Source organism: Streptococcus sp. 20925_1_24, assembly GCF_041432335.1.
Classification (GTDB): domain Bacteria; phylum Bacillota; class Bacilli; order Lactobacillales; family Streptococcaceae; genus Streptococcus; species Streptococcus mitis_BM.
In genome coordinates, this window is the sequence record NZ_JAPVZM010000015.1 from 40,774 (window position 1) to 55,140 (window position 14,367).

The following is a 14,367-nucleotide window of genomic DNA, read 5'->3' on the forward strand; positions in this document are numbered from 1 at the left end:
TTCAAGAGCTAGTTATAGTTTCAAACTATAGACTTATACTCTTCGAAAATCTCTTCAAACCACGTCAGCGTCGCCTTACCGTAGGTATATGTTACTGACTTCGTCAGTTCTATCTGCAACCTCAAAACAGTGTTTTGAGCTGACTTCGTCAGTTCTATCTGAAACCTCAAAACAGTATTTTGAGCAGCCTGCGGCTAGCTTCCTAGTTTGTTCTTTGATTTTCATTGAGTATTAGCTAGTAAAGCTAAAAAGAATCCAGAAAAGCTTCCAGATTCTTTTGTGAAAATGATTGCTAGGGTTTACTGTGAACGAAAGAAATCCTGTTGGGCTAAATAGTCATAATGGTCTTTGTTAAATTGATATTGGCCCACATGCTGACCAATCTGACCGACATCCACAGAAAAAATATAGTCTTCATTTTGATAGTTCCAATTCAGCCTAACTGTATTCAAGACTGGCTTATAAGTAAAATCTTGAACTTGATTCCAAGGCATCTCTACGACTTGATTAGAATGATTTTCTGTTACATCACTGATGTCCATCAAGTAGATTCCCCTAGGTGTGAATGCCAGAATCTTAGGCTTCACACTCGACTGAACATAGTAGGAACCACCTATAATGAAAAAATCAATAAAGGATTTCAACCATGTCTTTTTCTTGAAAGCCATCAGAAAATTCTTTTGCCCTTCAATGTGGCAAGTTGAAAGAAATGATGCAATCTGTTTTTCTGTTGCAAACTCCATAATAGCGCCCATAATCTTACCTCCATAACGATTAGTAAATAGGCAGATAAGAACTCTTCACATAAAAGAAGAACTTATCAATTATTGCGTTTTATCTTACTTTTTTAGTAGACAGCATCCCTCCTATAAAATCATTCTAGCATGTGCATACTTCAGTTAACACTGGGTAGATTTTCGAAAATAGTTTTTTACAATCTTTTATTATATTCATTATAGCATAAACCCAGTAAACCAATTAAAAAATGTACGCACTTTTCTTCCAAATTTGCCATCATTCTATTAAAAAACGACAGCTTCTTTCGAAACCATCGTTTTCTTGAAAAATCCTTATTTGACATGTTTCGCCAATTCTTCTTGGGCTTTTTTATTAGATTCTTCTTTTTCTTTCAACCATTTTTCTTTGGCTTTTTCATATTCATCTTTTGTGACTGTTTTATCTTGTAATTTGAGGTATTTATATGATTCAACCCCTTTATTACCAGCCAATGAATATGGTGTTGAGAAAGGAACAATTTTTCTCAATGTTGGTGTTCCACCAAGTGAAACATTTGGAATTGCTAGAGAGCTATCCACCAACCAAGCTTGGGCATCCGCATATTTGTCATAACGTTTAGCTGGATCTTGCTCCTTATTAGCTTCTTCCAACATTTGAGTGTAGACATCCAGCCCAACAGCCTTGACCTTGTCATTGGCTTCACCTAGCTCTATACCTAGACTTTGCATCAAACCACCAGAATTAACATTAAAGACATCAAGATAGGTTGAAGGGTCTTGATAGTCTGCACTCCAACCACCGTTGTAAAGATCATAATCTTTCTGAGCAGCAGTTTGAGCCAGATAGCTTGAATTATCAAAGTCTTCAGTAGAGAGTTGGTGAACATCAATCACAACATTATCTGAACCTAAGACAGATTCTATTGATTGCTTCATGGAATTGATTCCTTGAATCTCTGCCTTATTCGTCAAATCTACTGTTTTATCTAAATGGATAGGGAATTGAACTCCTTTGGCTTGGAGTTCTTTCTTAGCTTCTGCAAATTTAGCCTTGGCTTTTTCAGGATTATAGTATGGATCCTGGGCATCCGCAAAGTTGATTCCTTGCCATTCTTTACCATAATTGACCATCTTAGAGGCTACTACTTCACCAAAGTCTTTCCCGTTGATACTTACGAAGTTGGGAGGAACGACGAGGTTACGCAAAATCTTAGTTGCCCCCTCTTCTCCTTGAGATTGAGCCCCGTAAGCTGTACGGTCATAGGCAAAATTAATGGCTTGACGGAAGTTTTTATTAAGAACTGCTTCTTGAGTCGATTTCTTCTCAGCATCACTTGTTTTGGAAGTGAATTTATAAGATTTTCTATCTAAGTTGAAGTTTAAGAAGTAAGAAGTAGCATCTTGCATGCTATAGATGATATTGTCCTTATTCTTTTCTTTAATCCCTTCAAAGCTTGAACTGTTTGGATAGAGACGAGCATAACTGTAAGCCCCCTCCACAAAGTTACGAGCCAGTGCATCTTGATCACTACCATCATAATAGGCCAATTTCACATCATCTACAAAGACATTTTTAGCATCCCAGTAGTTAGGATTTTTCTTGTATTCGATGACTGATTTTGAAACAAAGGATTTCATTAAGAAAGGACCATTGTACAAAATGCTAGATGGGTCTACCTTCCCAAAATCATCCCCTTTTGATTTCAAGAAATCAGCGTTAACTGGGAAGAGAATAGTTGACGTTGTTTTTGAGTTCCAGTAGGGTTCTGGTCGTGTCAAGGTATATTGAACAGTTTGGTCATCAAGAGCCTTGACTCCCACAGTTGAAAAGTCGCTTGTTTTACCAGTGATATAGTCATCCAAACCTGCAACAGATTCTTGCACCAAGTACAAGGCTTCTGATTTTTTATCAGCAGCGTACTTCAGCCCAGTGACAAAATCTTGGGCAGTTACTGGGGCATATTCTTCACCTTCAGAGGTATACCACTTAGCATCTTTACGCAGTTTGTAGGTATAGGTCAAACCGTCTTGAGAAACACTCCAATCCTCTGCCAAAGATGGAACATAATTCCCATATTGGTCATTTTCCATGAGACCATCTACTAGATTAGTCACAATATCATTGGTTGTTGCACGATTTTCTGCTAGATAGTTCAAACTAGATGGATCACTTGAATAAACATAATTATATGTTTTTGACCCTGTGCTAGAATTCCCACACGCGCTTAATAAAATACCTGCGCTTAACACGACACCTGCAAGTGCTGCATACTTGGCCTTAGACTTTTTCATCTCCAGAACCTCCTGATTTAAATATTTGTCTTATTATACAGATTAACTACTTTTTAGTCAAGTGTTTTTTGACATAAAATTCAATTACTTTCGTTATTTATTCTCTGTTTTACATTTTATATCCAATTCAAACAATAAAAAATGAATAAGAGAGTGATTTGGTTTTTAAAAAACTCAACTTATTCATTTTATTTATAAATTATTTTTTAAGAAATTTTTAATTTTGCTCGCAGGCGATCTGCTTGGGCTTTTCCAATCACCTTATCCAATAAACGAGTACGGAGACTCATGACCCCGTATACTCCTCCACCCATGGCACCGACAAGGGCTACATAAAGGAAGCTCCACAAACGTCCACTTGGTTGGAATACAAATCCAAGTATCCACTGGATGGCACCGACACCGATGAACATAACAAGGGTCAACAAACTGATTAAAATGGTTCGTTTCAAAATCACCTTGCGCTTAACACCAGTTACCTTACAAATATCCCGATACATCAAGACGTTAGGAATGATGAGCCCAATGGTTGTAGAAATCAAAGGACCATAACTGTGGAAGAGGGCGATGGTAGGTATTTGCAAGACTAGCTTGGCAATCGAACCATAGATAAAATAGAGAACGGCCTTGCGGTTGCGGAACATGGCCTGAAGCATTGGAGACAAGACCATGTACAGACCTAAAATAGTAGACTGCAAAACTGCAAAGATAAACAAGCCCATAGCCAAACTATCTGGCTTGCCATAGAAGACTGTATAAAGAGGTTCTCCTACCATGACCACTCCAACTGTTGCTGGTAGCAGGAATACGAAAAGCATGGTAATACTATCCTGAACCAGACGAGAAGCTGCCTTCAAATCCCCCTTGACATAGTTTTCAGTCAAGAGTGGCAAGCCTACACCACCAATCGAAACTCCAACCGAAATCAAAATCATAGTGATTTTATTAGGATTGGCAGAGAAATAAGAAAACATGACAACCAAGTCCTCGTTGCTGTAGTTGGTAAACCAACTCATACTATTGATAAAGGTCATCTGGTCCAGAATCTGGAAAAGCTGTATGGCGGACCCAGTCAGAATAAAAGGAATGGCTTCCTTAATGGTATCGACCAAGAGACGCTTGCTGTTAATCTTATCCCCTGTTTCAAATACTCTTTTGAGTAACCCTTCTTGAGCAAGGAAATAAATCAAAACTGCAAAACTGGCTACCATACCGACAAAGGCAGCAAAGGTCGATTGGGTAACGGCTGCTAGGTAATCTCCTGAACCGAGTTTCATAATGATAAAGGTTGCTAAGAGCATCCAGATAACACGAATGACCTGCTCAGCAATTTGACTCATGGCATAAGGTTTGAGGTTATTCATCCCTTGGAAAAATCCTCGGATAACACTCATAGATGGGAAAATCAAGACTCCCCAAGCCAAGCTTTGCATGATTGGGATCAAGTCTTTGCCCACGCCAGACAAGTCTGCTAGCCAAGGAGCAAAGAGATACAAGACTAAAGCAAAAACCAGACCTAGTCCTGTCATAAAGCCTAAAAAGCTTCGAATCAGGGCAAAGCTATGCTCCTCTTCTCGCATGGTATTGTATTTGGCAACTTGCTTGGCCACCGCAACTGGAATCCCCGCTGTTGAAACCAGCAAGAACCAGGCATAGATATTGTAGCCCATGGTAAAGAGACCATTGGCCGTAGCCGCATAAGACCCCATCCAGATGTACCAAGGGATAATATAGATGGCCCCAAGCAGGCGACTGATAAAGTTACTAGCCGTTAACCAAGCAGTCCCCCGTAACATCTGGGCCTGCTGGTGATTGTTTTCGTGCGACATAGATTCCTCATTCAATTTTGATAACTAGGAAAAACTCCTTATCTTCCATTATAAACTTTTCCTTGTTACTTGTAAATTTACGACTTTCGGTTTACAATAGAAAGTATGATTAAGATTGAAACCGTATTAGATATATTAAAGAAAGATGGTCTCTTCCGTGAGATTATCGACCAAGGACACTATCACTACAACTACAGCCATGTCGTGTTTGACACCATCTGCTATGACAGTCGCAAGGCCAAAGAAAAGAGCCTCTTTTTCGTTAAAGGTGCTGCCTTTAAGAAGGAATTTCTGATTTCTGCCATCTCTCAAGGGCTCGGTTGGTATGTTGCTGAAAAAGACTATGAAGTTGGTATTCCTGCCATTATCGTCAGCGATATCAAGAAAGCAATGAGTTTGATTGCCATGGAGTTTCATGGCAATCCACAGAAAAAACTCAAACTCCTTGCCTTTACTGGTACTAAGGGTAAGACAACAGCAGCCTATTTCGCCTATAACATTTTATCTCAAGGGCATCGACCTGCTATGCTCTCGACTATGAATACAACTCTAGATGGCAAGACTTTCTTTAAGTCTGCATTGACAACCCCTGAGAGCATTGACCTCTTTGATATGATGCATCAAGCTGTGCAAAATGACCGTACTCACCTCATCATGGAGGTATCTAGTCAGGCCTATCTGGTCAAACGTGTCTATGGTCTAACCTTTGATGTGGGAGTTTTTCTCAATATCAGCCCAGACCATATCGGCCCGATTGAACACCCTAGCTTTGAAGACTATTTCTACCACAAACGTCTCTTGATGGAAAATAGCCGAGCAGTCATCATTAACAGTGACATGGATCACTTTTCTGTCTTGAAAGAACAAGTCGAAAATCAAGACCATGATTTCTACGGTAGCCAGTCTGATAACCAAATCGAGAATTCCAAAGCCTTTAGCTTTTCAGCTACAGGTAAACTCTCTGGTGTTTATGACATCCAGTTAATTGGCCACTTCAACCAAGAAAATGCCGTTGCTGCTGGACTTGCTTGCCTCCGTCTCGGAGCTAGTCTTGAGAACATCAAAAAAGGTATCGCTGCAACCCGCGTTCCTGGTCGTATGGAAGTCCTCACCCAGAAAAATGGAGCCAAGGTCTTCATCGACTATGCCCACAATGGTGATAGTCTAAAAAAACTAATCAAGGTTGTAGAGACTCATCAAACTGGAAAAATTGCTCTGGTTCTCGGTTCGACAGGAAATAAGGGAGAAAGCCGTCGTAAGGACTTTGGCTTCCTCCTTAATCAACACCCTGAGATTCAAGTCTTTTTGACTGCTGATGACCCCAACTATGAGGATCCAATGGCCATTGCAAATGAAATTAGTAGCTACATCAATCACCCTGTTGAAAAAATTGCGGATCGCCAAGAAGCCATCAAGGCAGCTATGGCTATCACAAATCACGAATTAGATGCAGTTATTATTGCTGGTAAGGGAGCTGATTGCTACCAAATCATCCAAGGCAAGAAAGAAGCCTATCCTGGAGATACCGCCGTAGCAGAAAATTATTTATAAGGATCGTAAAAAAATCAAGGGAAACGAAACCCTTGATTTTTTCTATTTTTATTTAAAAGCGTTTTTCAAACCTTCAACGGCACCTTCTACAGCACCTTTAGCATCTTCAACTACTTCTTTTGCCTTAGCAACTGTCTTTTCTACAGCGCCTTCTGCTTCAGTCTTGCCATCCCCAGTAACCTTACCAAATCCTTCTTTAATAGCGCCTGTTGCTTGTTCCAATTTGTTTTCAAGTGACATATGATTGTCTCCTTTAGTTTTATTCCGATATGTGTTACCGGTTACATATAGTTTATACCGAATACTAAGGAAAGTCAAACAATGTGCTCAGAAACAAGAAATCAATCTAAGTAGAAAGTTAATCTGTCCTTATCAAAATCGATAGCCAACTCATACTTTCCATCTTCATTTTGGACAATATAACCTAGGACAACTAAACTGTCCACAAAGATATCACGGCGTTTCTGCATAAGCTGGTCTTTTTTGAGAAATTTCAACAAAAAAGTCGTCATATACTTGAGGGCATACTCAGGATTAACATCTCCCAAAATGTCATAAAGTTCCTGCTGTTTTTCTGTCAAAGGATACTGATGTTTGACCTTGTAGAAATAATTAGACAGGGTCATTTTAGTGCGCGCAAAATCTGTCTTTTCAACTAAAATAGCTGCATTGGTTTGATTGCGCAATTCTGTCTCAAAACTCTGCTCCAACAAGGCTTGATAGACCGGACTATCTTCTTTGACAAAAATCTCTTGATCCAGTTCGAGACTATCGAGTGATTCAAGCATAGGAAGATTGAGATAATAGCGCTTATTTTCCCGTAGAATCAAGCCAGCCTTTATATACTCTTCCATGAGTTTATCAACTGCAACATCTGGAAATTCAGCCTTGATTTCCCGTAAAATCACATCCTCATGCTGGTCCAGATAGCGGATCAATTCTCTAAAAAATGGCTGTCTCGTCAAACGAGAGGGATTAAAAATCTGAATCATGAAGATTCCTTTCTTTACATTCTAACAGAGGCGATGCTGCCAACTGACTAGGATTGGTCCCAGCTTGGTTCAGAGGAACAGGAAGACCTATTTCTCTGTAATATTCCCTCCAAAAATCACTAATGACCTGCTCCCCATCTCCAAATTTCATAGGAATCGCTTCAAAAATGGGGAGGATTTCTACCATATACTGAGAACAATAAAAACCAATTCCATCTGGATAGAAAGAAGCATTGTAGGGTGCTCCCAGATGTTTGCAAGCTTTTTCCTTCACAGACTGGATATCTAATTCTGGATAGACATAAATGTCGTACAAATGATTAGACTCAAAGAAGTCTGCCGGTTCTTGACAAACCACACCAGCATGTTCACTAGCATGGTAAATCATCCCATCCAAATAAATGGCAACATGATTATAGTTACCTGTGGAAGTCTGAATTGCCTGTCCCATGTCCGACCCATCTCTCACAAAAATCAAATCTCCATTTTCTAACATGCTTCACTCCTAGAAAAAAAGGAGCCGAAACTCCTTTCGATATAATTCAAACTCTTAAGCATTGAAGCTTTCAGTCAGTTGAGGTACCACTTGTTTCTTACGTGAAACGGCACCAGCAAGGAAGGCATGGTTATTTTCAAGTTTGAAGTTGAAGGCCGCTTCAACCTTGTCCATGTTAGCACCAAGTGCTAGGATTTCTGAGTTTGAGTTGACAATATCTGTAATCATCAAGACAAAGTCAGAGTAACCATTTGCTGTATTAGCAGCTTGCATTGCAGCTTCGATTTCTGCTTGACGTTCCAAGACTTCAGCTATATCAACTGTGTTTACTTGAGCAACACGGACATTATTTCCGTTCAATTCAAAAGTTTTAGCATCGATGTCAATCAATTCTTCAGCAGATTTGCTGGCCAAGTTTGTACCAGCTTTCAACATAGCCAAACCATATTCTTCCAAGTTGACACCAGCCAACTCAGCCAATTCAGGAGCAATCACTTTATCCGTTGGGTGTGTTGTTGGTGATTTCAAAAGAAGGGTATCTGAAATCAGACCTGAAAGCATCAAACCTGCAATCTCTTTAGGCACAGCTACACCATGTTCTTTGAACATACGGTAAACGATTGAAGACGCTGAACCAACTGGCTCCAAACGCATGTAAAGTGGACTTGCAGTTTCAAAGTTAGCCACACGGTGGTGGTCTACAACACCATAAACTTCTACTTCAGCGATATCTGATACAGATTGTTGGAATTCATTGTGGTCAGTCAGGATAACTTGCTCTGCACCTTCTGCTTTAGCAGAAGTGATAACACGCGGTGCTTCCACACCAAAATAGTTCAAGACAAAGGCTGTTTCTTCATTTGGAGTTCCAAGGGCAACAGCTTCCGTATCCAAACCGTAAGCTTCTTTTGCAAGGTAGGCAAAGGCTACAGATGACCCGATGGCATCTGAGTCTGGATTTTGGTGACCAAATACTAGAATCTTAGACATGATAATACCTCATTTTGTTTATTCTCTTTATTGTAGCATTTTTTTCGCTTTTTGACAAAAGTAAGAGGAGTCAAAGGACTCCTCACGATTCTTCAAAATAACTGAGTAAATTTCTATCTTGATTTTCAGATAAAAATTCTTCCTTCTGTGACCTCTTCTTACGCTTGAGAAGGGCTTCAGCTGACATGGCTTCTTCCTTACTGGCAAAACCTTGAGCATAGATAAGTTTGACTGGCAAGCGTGCTCGTGTGTATTTGGCTCCCTTCCCACTATTGTGGACAGCGAGGCGTCTTCTCACATCAGTCGTATAGCCTGTATAGTAGGATCCATCACGACACTCCAGCACGTACATATAAGCCTTATGATCCATAATAAATCTCTTCGAGTTCAGGCGTATAAGAGCCATCATCATTGTGAACAATGAGAGGTGGTAAGACCTTAAAGCCACTTGTCGAGCCATCCTTGATAGCCTCAATCAAAAGCATATTAGCTTCCTTTTCCTTTTTTGGATAGACAAATTGCAGACGCTTAGGTGCTAAATTATGCCGTTGCAAGCTGTCCAAGATATCTAAAAGTCGATCAGGTCGATGAACCATGGCCAAACGCCCATTGGACTTGAGAATACTCTGGGCACTACGACAGATTTCTTCCAAATTAGTCGTGATTTCGTGGCGCGCCAAGAGATAATGTTCACTCTCGTTCAGATTGGAATGAGGATCCACCTTGAAATAGGGTGGATTACACAAAATCATATCCACCTTACTTCCCTGTATATGAGAAGGCATATTTTTCAAATCATCACAGATGACCTGCATCTGCTCTTCCAAACCATTCAAACGGACAGAGCGTTCAGCCATATCTGCCAAACGCTCCTGAATCTCAACAGCCAAAATCTGTGCCTGAGTCCGAGTACTAGCAAATAGCCCAACTGCTCCATTTCCAGCACAAAAATCCACTATCAAGCCCTTTTTAGGAAAACGTGGAAATCGTGACAAGAGAACACTATCCACCGAATAGCTAAAAACCTCTCTATTTTGAATGATTTTGATATCTGTCGAAAAGAGCTGGTTAATGCGCTCTCCTGATTTTAATAATTGTTCTTCTTCCATGTTCTTATTATAGCAAATTTATATTAACATTACAAAAGATAGAAATTTCTAACTAGTGCTTCTGATTCTTCAAATGTTGAAGGGCTTCCTTGGTCCAAATTGGCATCATTCGTTTAAGAGGCGCAAAGCCGTAGTTAAAGCGGTCGCTTGAAAAGCGTCGCCGTCTCGGAAATTGGTGCTTTTCTTCCTCCAAAGTGCGGATAGAAAGACTAGCTTTCCCTGTAAATTCATCTAAATCCACTACTTGAACTTGAACCTCTTCATCGACTTTCAAGGCTTCTTGGATATTTTCAATGAAGCCTGTCCGAATCTCTGAAATGTGAATCAACCCCGTATCACCCGTCTCTAGCTCAACAAAAGCACCGTAGGGCTGAATCCCTGTAATACGGCCCTTTAGTTTATCACCGATTTTCATCTTAGTCCTCGATTTCAATTGTTTCAATCACAACATCTTCAACTGGCTTGTCCATAGCCCCTGTCTCAACAGCAGCAATATCATCTAAGACTGCGTAAGATGCTTCATCAGCTAACTGACCAAAAACCGTGTGTCTACGGTCTAGGTGAGGTGTCCCACCTTGGTTAGCATAGATTTCCGCAATCGGTTCTGGCCAACCACCACGAGCAATTTCTTTCTTAGAATAAGGCAAATGTTGATTTTGCACGATAAAGAACTGGCTGCCGTTGGTATTTGGACCAGCATTGGCCATGGAAAGGGCACCACGGATATTGTAAAGTTCTTCTGAGAATTCATCCTCAAATGATTCGCCGTAGATTGACTCGCCACCCATACCAGTTCCAGTTGGGTCTCCACCTTGAATCATAAAGTCCTTGATAATACGGTGGAAAATGACACCATCATAGTAGCCATCTTTTGAAAGTGCAACAAAGTTAGCCACTGTTTTAGGAGCATGTTCAGGAAAGAGCTTGATACGCAAGTCTCCGTGATTGGTCTTAATAGTCGCGATAGGACCTTCTACTGTTTCAATGTCTACTTGTGGGAAATGCAATTCTTTTTCTACCATACCAAATCCTTCTAAGGCATCAAAAATGCCATCTTCTTCTAATGTTTTTGTAATATAATCTGCTTTTTCTTTGATGTTATCATGAGAAATTCCCATTGCTACACTGATTCCAGCATAATCAAAGAGTTCCAAGTCATTCAGCCCATCTCCAAAAACCATGACGTTGTCTGGTTTCAAGCCAAGGTGTTCCACAACCTTTTCCACACCCATCGCTTTGGAGCCTGAAATCGGAACAATATCAGACGAATGTTGGTGCCAACGAACCATGCGAAGTTTGTCTGAGAGACTATCAGGCAAGTGCAAGTCATCTCCCTTGTCTTCAAAAGTCCACATTTGATAGATGTCTTCTTTCTCATGAAAATCTGGGTCTACATCTAAATCAGGATAAATTGGATTAATAGCTTCACTAATCATATCGGTGCGAGTCGACAACTTGGCATCATGACTCCCAACCAAACCATACTCAATTCCTTCTTTCTTAGCCCAAGAGATATACTCCGCAACATCTGACTTCTCGATCTGATGTTGATAAATGATCTGACCTTTTTTATCTTCGATATAAGCCCCATTCAAAGTTACAAAAAAGTCAGGCTTGAGATCACGAATCTCTGGCACGACACCAAAAATTCCTCGTCCAGAAGCAATACCTGTCAAAATTCCTTTCTCACGTAATTGCTTAAAAACAGTTGGGATTGAAGACGGAATAAAACCTGTCTTTGAATTTCTCAATGTATCATCAATATCAAAAAAGACAATCTTGATCTTCTTTGCCTTGTATCTTAATTTCGCATCCATCTCACTACCTCTTTCAATCTAACTCTTTCCATTATACCATAAAGTAGAGAAATCCCACATCCCCAATAAAATCCTTGTCTCTTATCCGAATTCCTTTACTAGATACAAAACCAAATCATCATTATTTTGGCTAGTTGCATTCATTTCCAAGGGTTGATTTCTATACCAGACACCTGTCCCATCTGGAATGTAGCCCCGTCTGATATACAATCTCTGGGCAGGGCCATAGCCTAAGTGCAAACCTACACCAAGAGTGATCTTACTCGAAACAAACTTGACTCGTTTTTCTGCTTCTTCTAGCAGTTGATTCCCAATCCCTTGATTTCGAAAAGGCTCAAACACATTAAAATCTGATAACTCTGGATAGACTTCTGCAAAAGGACCATGTTTAGCAGAGGGCAAAATGGTAACGTAGCCCGCTACAGCACCATCAATCTCTGCAACTAAGACTTCTCTCTCCCCACTTTCCTGTTCCAGAAAATATCTAGCCAAAATTTCCTCTCTACCAGGCCAACCTTGAGTCATAAATCCATGAGATAAGGATTCAATATCAGACTTAATCATATTTCTAATCGTACAATTCATCTTTGACTTACCCACCTTTACTCTTTTTATTACCATTATAGCACGCCAAGGTCAGAAAAAACGATCTCGTGAAAAAAGACCCAACCGGGTCTGAAAAAGAGGTCCACCCGGACCTCTTTTTTAATCTTCGTTTACGAAAGGCATCAAAGCCATTACGCGAGCGCGTTTGATAGCTGTTGTTACTTTACGTTGGTTTTTAGCTGAAGTTCCTGTTACACGACGAGGAAGAATTTTCCCACGTTCTGAAACGAAACGGCTAAGAAGCTCAGTATCTTTGTAATCAACATATTCAATTTTGTTTGCTGCGATGTAATCAACTTTTTTACGGCGTTTGAATCCGCCACGACGTTGTTGAGCCATGTTTTTTCTCCTTTATAATTTTAGTTGTCCATTAGAATGGTAAATCATCATCTGAAATATCCAAAGGATTTGTTGCTCCAAATGGATTTTCATCACGTGAAAAGTCTGGCACTGAATTTGTAGGTGCTGAATAATTTGCAGTTGGTGCAGAGTAAGCTCCACCTGTATGACCTTCACGCACGCTACGGCTTTCCAACATTTGGAAATTCTCAGCCACGACCTCTGTCACGTAGACACGTTGTCCTTGCTGGTTATCGTAACTACGAGTCTGGATACGACCTGTCACCCCGATAAGTGAGCCTTTTTTAGCCCAGTTAGCAAGATTTTCAGCCTGTTGGCGCCACATAACGACATTGATAAAATCAGCCTCACGTTCGCCATTTTGACTCTTAAATGTACGGTTTACTGCAAGAGTAAAAGTCGCAACTGCTACATTTGATGGGGTATAACGCAACTCAGCGTCACGTGTCATACGCCCTACAAGTACAACATTGTTAATCATAGTTTACCTTCTTACGCGTCAGTTTTGACGATCATGTGACGAAGAATGTCAGCGTTGATTTTTGAAAGACGGTCAAACTCTTTAAGAGCTGCGTCATCGTTTGCTTCAACGTTAACGATGTGGTAAAGTCCTTCACGGAAATCTTTGATTTCGTATGCAAGACGGCGTTTTTCCCAAGATTTTGATTCAACAACAGTTGCACCGTTGTCAGTCAAAATAGAGTCAAAACGTGCTACCAAAGCGTTTTTAGCTTCTTCTTCAATGTTTGGACGAATGATATAAAGAATTTCGTATTTAGCCATTGATATGTTCCTCCTTTTGGTCTAATGACCCCAAGACTTTGCAAGGGGTAAGTGAGGTTCGCTCACAATAAACTATTATACTAGAAAAAAATTTTTTACGCAAGTAAAAACACCAAAATAAAAAAAGAAGATGACGAATCATCTTCTCAAAAACTATGAGTTTTTAGTCTTCTTTTTTCTTGCGAGCAAGAAGTCCAAATCCACCTAGGGCTCCAAGAAGTCCAAGCGCTGCAAGACTAGCGTTAGCTTCTGTACCAGTATTTGGCAATTCTTTTTGACCATCAACATATTTAGGTGTTGTTGGTTGTTTTGGTTGCTCAGGTACTGTTGTCATTTCTGGAGTCACTGGTTGCTCTGGGGTCTCTGGCTCTTGTGGAGAAACTGGTTGTACTGGTTCAACCGGTGTTGGAGTTGGCATCTCAACTTTGCGGAAGATATGTCTGATATTTCCATTTGAACCTGTCACAGTCTTCACATATTCGTAACCTGGAATTCTTCCCGGTTCTTTAGAACCTGGCTCAGTTGGTTTCAATGGATTTCCATTCTCATCAGTCCAAGTAGTTGTATTTTGCTTACCTGGATTTGGTTGAGGAACAGGTGAAGGTGTTGGAGCTGGTGGTGTTACTTTTTCATAGACATGTTCTACATCTCCATTTGGTAGTTTCTTCGTTTCTACAAATCTGTATTCTGGGATGTCTTTCTTATCTACTGAACCACTTTCTTTTTCTTTGATTTCATTTCCATCTTTGTCTTTAAAGAATGTATTCACTTTTTCATAGACATGTTCTACATCTCCATTTGGTAG

The 14,367-nt window shown here is 40.1% G+C and carries 17 protein-coding genes; 1 reads left to right on the forward strand and 16 read right to left on the reverse strand.

Annotated elements, in window-relative coordinates:
* Nucleotides 1–299: 299 nt before the first annotated feature.
* The 3 genes from O3650_RS08200 to O3650_RS08210 all read right to left on the reverse strand — a co-directional run bounded on the left by O3650_RS08200 (nt 300) and on the right by O3650_RS08210 (nt 4,858).
* The gene (locus tag O3650_RS08200) at nt 300–755 is read right to left on the reverse strand and encodes a hypothetical protein (RefSeq protein ID WP_371491893.1); all 456 of its coding nucleotides are present in this window, start codon (nt 753–755) and stop codon (nt 300–302) included.
* Nucleotides 756–1,070: 315 nt separating this feature from the next.
* Nucleotides 1,071–3,029, reverse strand: coding sequence for a peptide ABC transporter substrate-binding protein (locus tag O3650_RS08205; protein WP_371491895.1), 1,959 nt, complete (start codon nt 3,027–3,029; stop codon nt 1,071–1,073).
* Nucleotides 3,030–3,235: 206 nt separating this feature from the next.
* Nucleotides 3,236–4,858, reverse strand: coding sequence for a polysaccharide biosynthesis protein (locus O3650_RS08210; RefSeq protein WP_101781398.1), 1,623 nt, complete (start codon nt 4,856–4,858; stop codon nt 3,236–3,238).
* A 105-nt stretch (nt 4,859–4,963) separates the two neighbouring features.
* Between O3650_RS08210 and O3650_RS08215 the strand changes: the two genes are divergently transcribed.
* On the forward strand, nt 4,964–6,409 hold the full coding sequence (locus O3650_RS08215; protein WP_203176080.1) for a UDP-N-acetylmuramoyl-L-alanyl-D-glutamate--L-lysine ligase: 1,446 nt from the start codon (nt 4,964–4,966) through the stop codon (nt 6,407–6,409).
* 48 nt (nt 6,410–6,457) lie between these two features.
* Here O3650_RS08215 and O3650_RS08220 read toward each other — a convergent pair whose 3' ends face one another.
* From O3650_RS08220 to O3650_RS08280, 13 genes are all read right to left on the reverse strand, one after another.
* Complete coding sequence (locus O3650_RS08220) at nt 6,458–6,649, reverse strand: CsbD family protein (protein ID WP_000051182.1); 192 nt, start codon at nt 6,647–6,649, stop codon at nt 6,458–6,460.
* A 101-nt stretch (nt 6,650–6,750) separates the two neighbouring features.
* Nucleotides 6,751–7,401, reverse strand: coding sequence for a DUF1803 domain-containing protein (locus O3650_RS08225; RefSeq protein ID WP_203176076.1), 651 nt, complete (start codon nt 7,399–7,401; stop codon nt 6,751–6,753).
* Entirely contained in the window at nt 7,385–7,897 is a 513-nt protein-coding gene (locus O3650_RS08230) for a YiiX/YebB-like N1pC/P60 family cysteine hydrolase (protein WP_261084117.1), read from the reverse strand. Before O3650_RS08230 ends, O3650_RS08225 begins: the two co-directional genes overlap by 17 nt.
* 54 nt (nt 7,898–7,951) lie before the next feature.
* On the reverse strand, nt 7,952–8,887 hold the full coding sequence (locus tag O3650_RS08235; RefSeq protein ID WP_075232195.1) for a manganese-dependent inorganic pyrophosphatase: 936 nt from the start codon (nt 8,885–8,887) through the stop codon (nt 7,952–7,954).
* Between the two features lie 82 nt (nt 8,888–8,969).
* Nucleotides 8,970–9,257 (reverse strand): GIY-YIG nuclease family protein, encoded by a 288-nt coding sequence (locus tag O3650_RS08240; protein ID WP_000349614.1) that lies wholly within the window; start codon nt 9,255–9,257, stop codon nt 8,970–8,972.
* Nucleotides 9,247–9,996, reverse strand: coding sequence for a tRNA1(Val) (adenine(37)-N6)-methyltransferase (locus O3650_RS08245; RefSeq protein ID WP_261084108.1), 750 nt, complete (start codon nt 9,994–9,996; stop codon nt 9,247–9,249). The genes O3650_RS08240 and O3650_RS08245 overlap by 11 nt, the downstream gene beginning before the upstream one ends.
* Nucleotides 9,997–10,048: 52 nt before the next feature.
* Nucleotides 10,049–10,411, reverse strand: coding sequence for a S1 RNA-binding domain-containing protein (locus O3650_RS08250; protein ID WP_000689605.1), 363 nt, complete (start codon nt 10,409–10,411; stop codon nt 10,049–10,051).
* 1 nt (nt 10,412) lies between these two features.
* Nucleotides 10,413–11,813, reverse strand: a complete 1,401-nt coding sequence (locus O3650_RS08255; RefSeq protein ID WP_261084106.1) for a bifunctional Cof-type HAD-IIB family hydrolase/peptidylprolyl isomerase — start codon at nt 11,811–11,813, stop codon at nt 10,413–10,415.
* A gap of 81 nt (nt 11,814–11,894) precedes the next feature.
* Nucleotides 11,895–12,398 (reverse strand): GNAT family N-acetyltransferase, encoded by a 504-nt coding sequence (locus O3650_RS08260; protein WP_261084104.1) that lies wholly within the window; start codon nt 12,396–12,398, stop codon nt 11,895–11,897.
* Nucleotides 12,399–12,518: 120 nt separating this feature from the next.
* Entirely contained in the window at nt 12,519–12,758 is a 240-nt protein-coding gene (gene rpsR / locus O3650_RS08265) for a 30S ribosomal protein S18 (RefSeq protein ID WP_000068664.1), read from the reverse strand.
* A 31-nt stretch (nt 12,759–12,789) separates the two neighbouring features.
* A complete protein-coding gene (gene ssbA / locus O3650_RS08270) occupies nt 12,790–13,260 on the reverse strand; it encodes a single-stranded DNA-binding protein SsbA (protein ID WP_000609606.1) in 471 nt (156 codons plus the stop codon).
* Between the two features lie 11 nt (nt 13,261–13,271).
* Nucleotides 13,272–13,562, reverse strand: a complete 291-nt coding sequence (gene rpsF / locus O3650_RS08275; protein ID WP_001151778.1) for a 30S ribosomal protein S6 — start codon at nt 13,560–13,562, stop codon at nt 13,272–13,274.
* 163 nt (nt 13,563–13,725) lie between these two features.
* A partial coding sequence (locus O3650_RS08280) for an LPXTG cell wall anchor domain-containing protein (RefSeq protein WP_371491900.1) occupies nt 13,726–14,367 on the reverse strand: 642 nt, incomplete at its 5' end.

Bases quoted from the DNA above. Each gene is read 5' to 3' on its own strand.
- O3650_RS08260 (WP_261084104.1), bottom strand. From the start codon at position 12,398: ATGAATTGTACGATTAGAAATATGATTAAGTCTGATATTGAATCCTTA.
- O3650_RS08205 (WP_371491895.1), bottom strand. From the start codon at position 3,029: ATGAAAAAGTCTAAGGCCAAGTATGCAGCACTTGCAGGTGTCGTGTTA.
- O3650_RS08245 (WP_261084108.1), bottom strand. From the start codon at position 9,996: ATGGAAGAAGAACAATTATTAAAATCAGGAGAGCGCATTAACCAGCTC.
- ssbA (WP_000609606.1), bottom strand. From the start codon at position 13,260: ATGATTAACAATGTTGTACTTGTAGGGCGTATGACACGTGACGCTGAG.
- O3650_RS08240 (WP_000349614.1), bottom strand. From the start codon at position 9,257: ATGGATCATAAGGCTTATATGTACGTGCTGGAGTGTCGTGATGGATCC.
- O3650_RS08235 (WP_075232195.1), bottom strand. From the start codon at position 8,887: ATGTCTAAGATTCTAGTATTTGGTCACCAAAATCCAGACTCAGATGCC.
- O3650_RS08220 (WP_000051182.1), bottom strand. From the start codon at position 6,649: ATGTCACTTGAAAACAAATTGGAACAAGCAACAGGCGCTATTAAAGAA.
- rpsR (WP_000068664.1), bottom strand. From the start codon at position 12,758: ATGGCTCAACAACGTCGTGGCGGATTCAAACGCCGTAAAAAAGTTGAT.
- O3650_RS08210 (WP_101781398.1), bottom strand. From the start codon at position 4,858: ATGTCGCACGAAAACAATCACCAGCAGGCCCAGATGTTACGGGGGACT.
- O3650_RS08230 (WP_261084117.1), bottom strand. From the start codon at position 7,897: ATGTTAGAAAATGGAGATTTGATTTTTGTGAGAGATGGGTCGGACATG.
- rpsF (WP_001151778.1), bottom strand. From the start codon at position 13,562: ATGGCTAAATACGAAATTCTTTATATCATTCGTCCAAACATTGAAGAA.
- O3650_RS08215 (WP_203176080.1), top strand. From the start codon at position 4,964: ATGATTAAGATTGAAACCGTATTAGATATATTAAAGAAAGATGGTCTC.
- O3650_RS08200 (WP_371491893.1), bottom strand. From the start codon at position 755: ATGGGCGCTATTATGGAGTTTGCAACAGAAAAACAGATTGCATCATTT.
- O3650_RS08250 (WP_000689605.1), bottom strand. From the start codon at position 10,411: ATGAAAATCGGTGATAAACTAAAGGGCCGTATTACAGGGATTCAGCCC.
- O3650_RS08255 (WP_261084106.1), bottom strand. From the start codon at position 11,813: ATGGATGCGAAATTAAGATACAAGGCAAAGAAGATCAAGATTGTCTTT.
- O3650_RS08225 (WP_203176076.1), bottom strand. From the start codon at position 7,401: ATGATTCAGATTTTTAATCCCTCTCGTTTGACGAGACAGCCATTTTTT.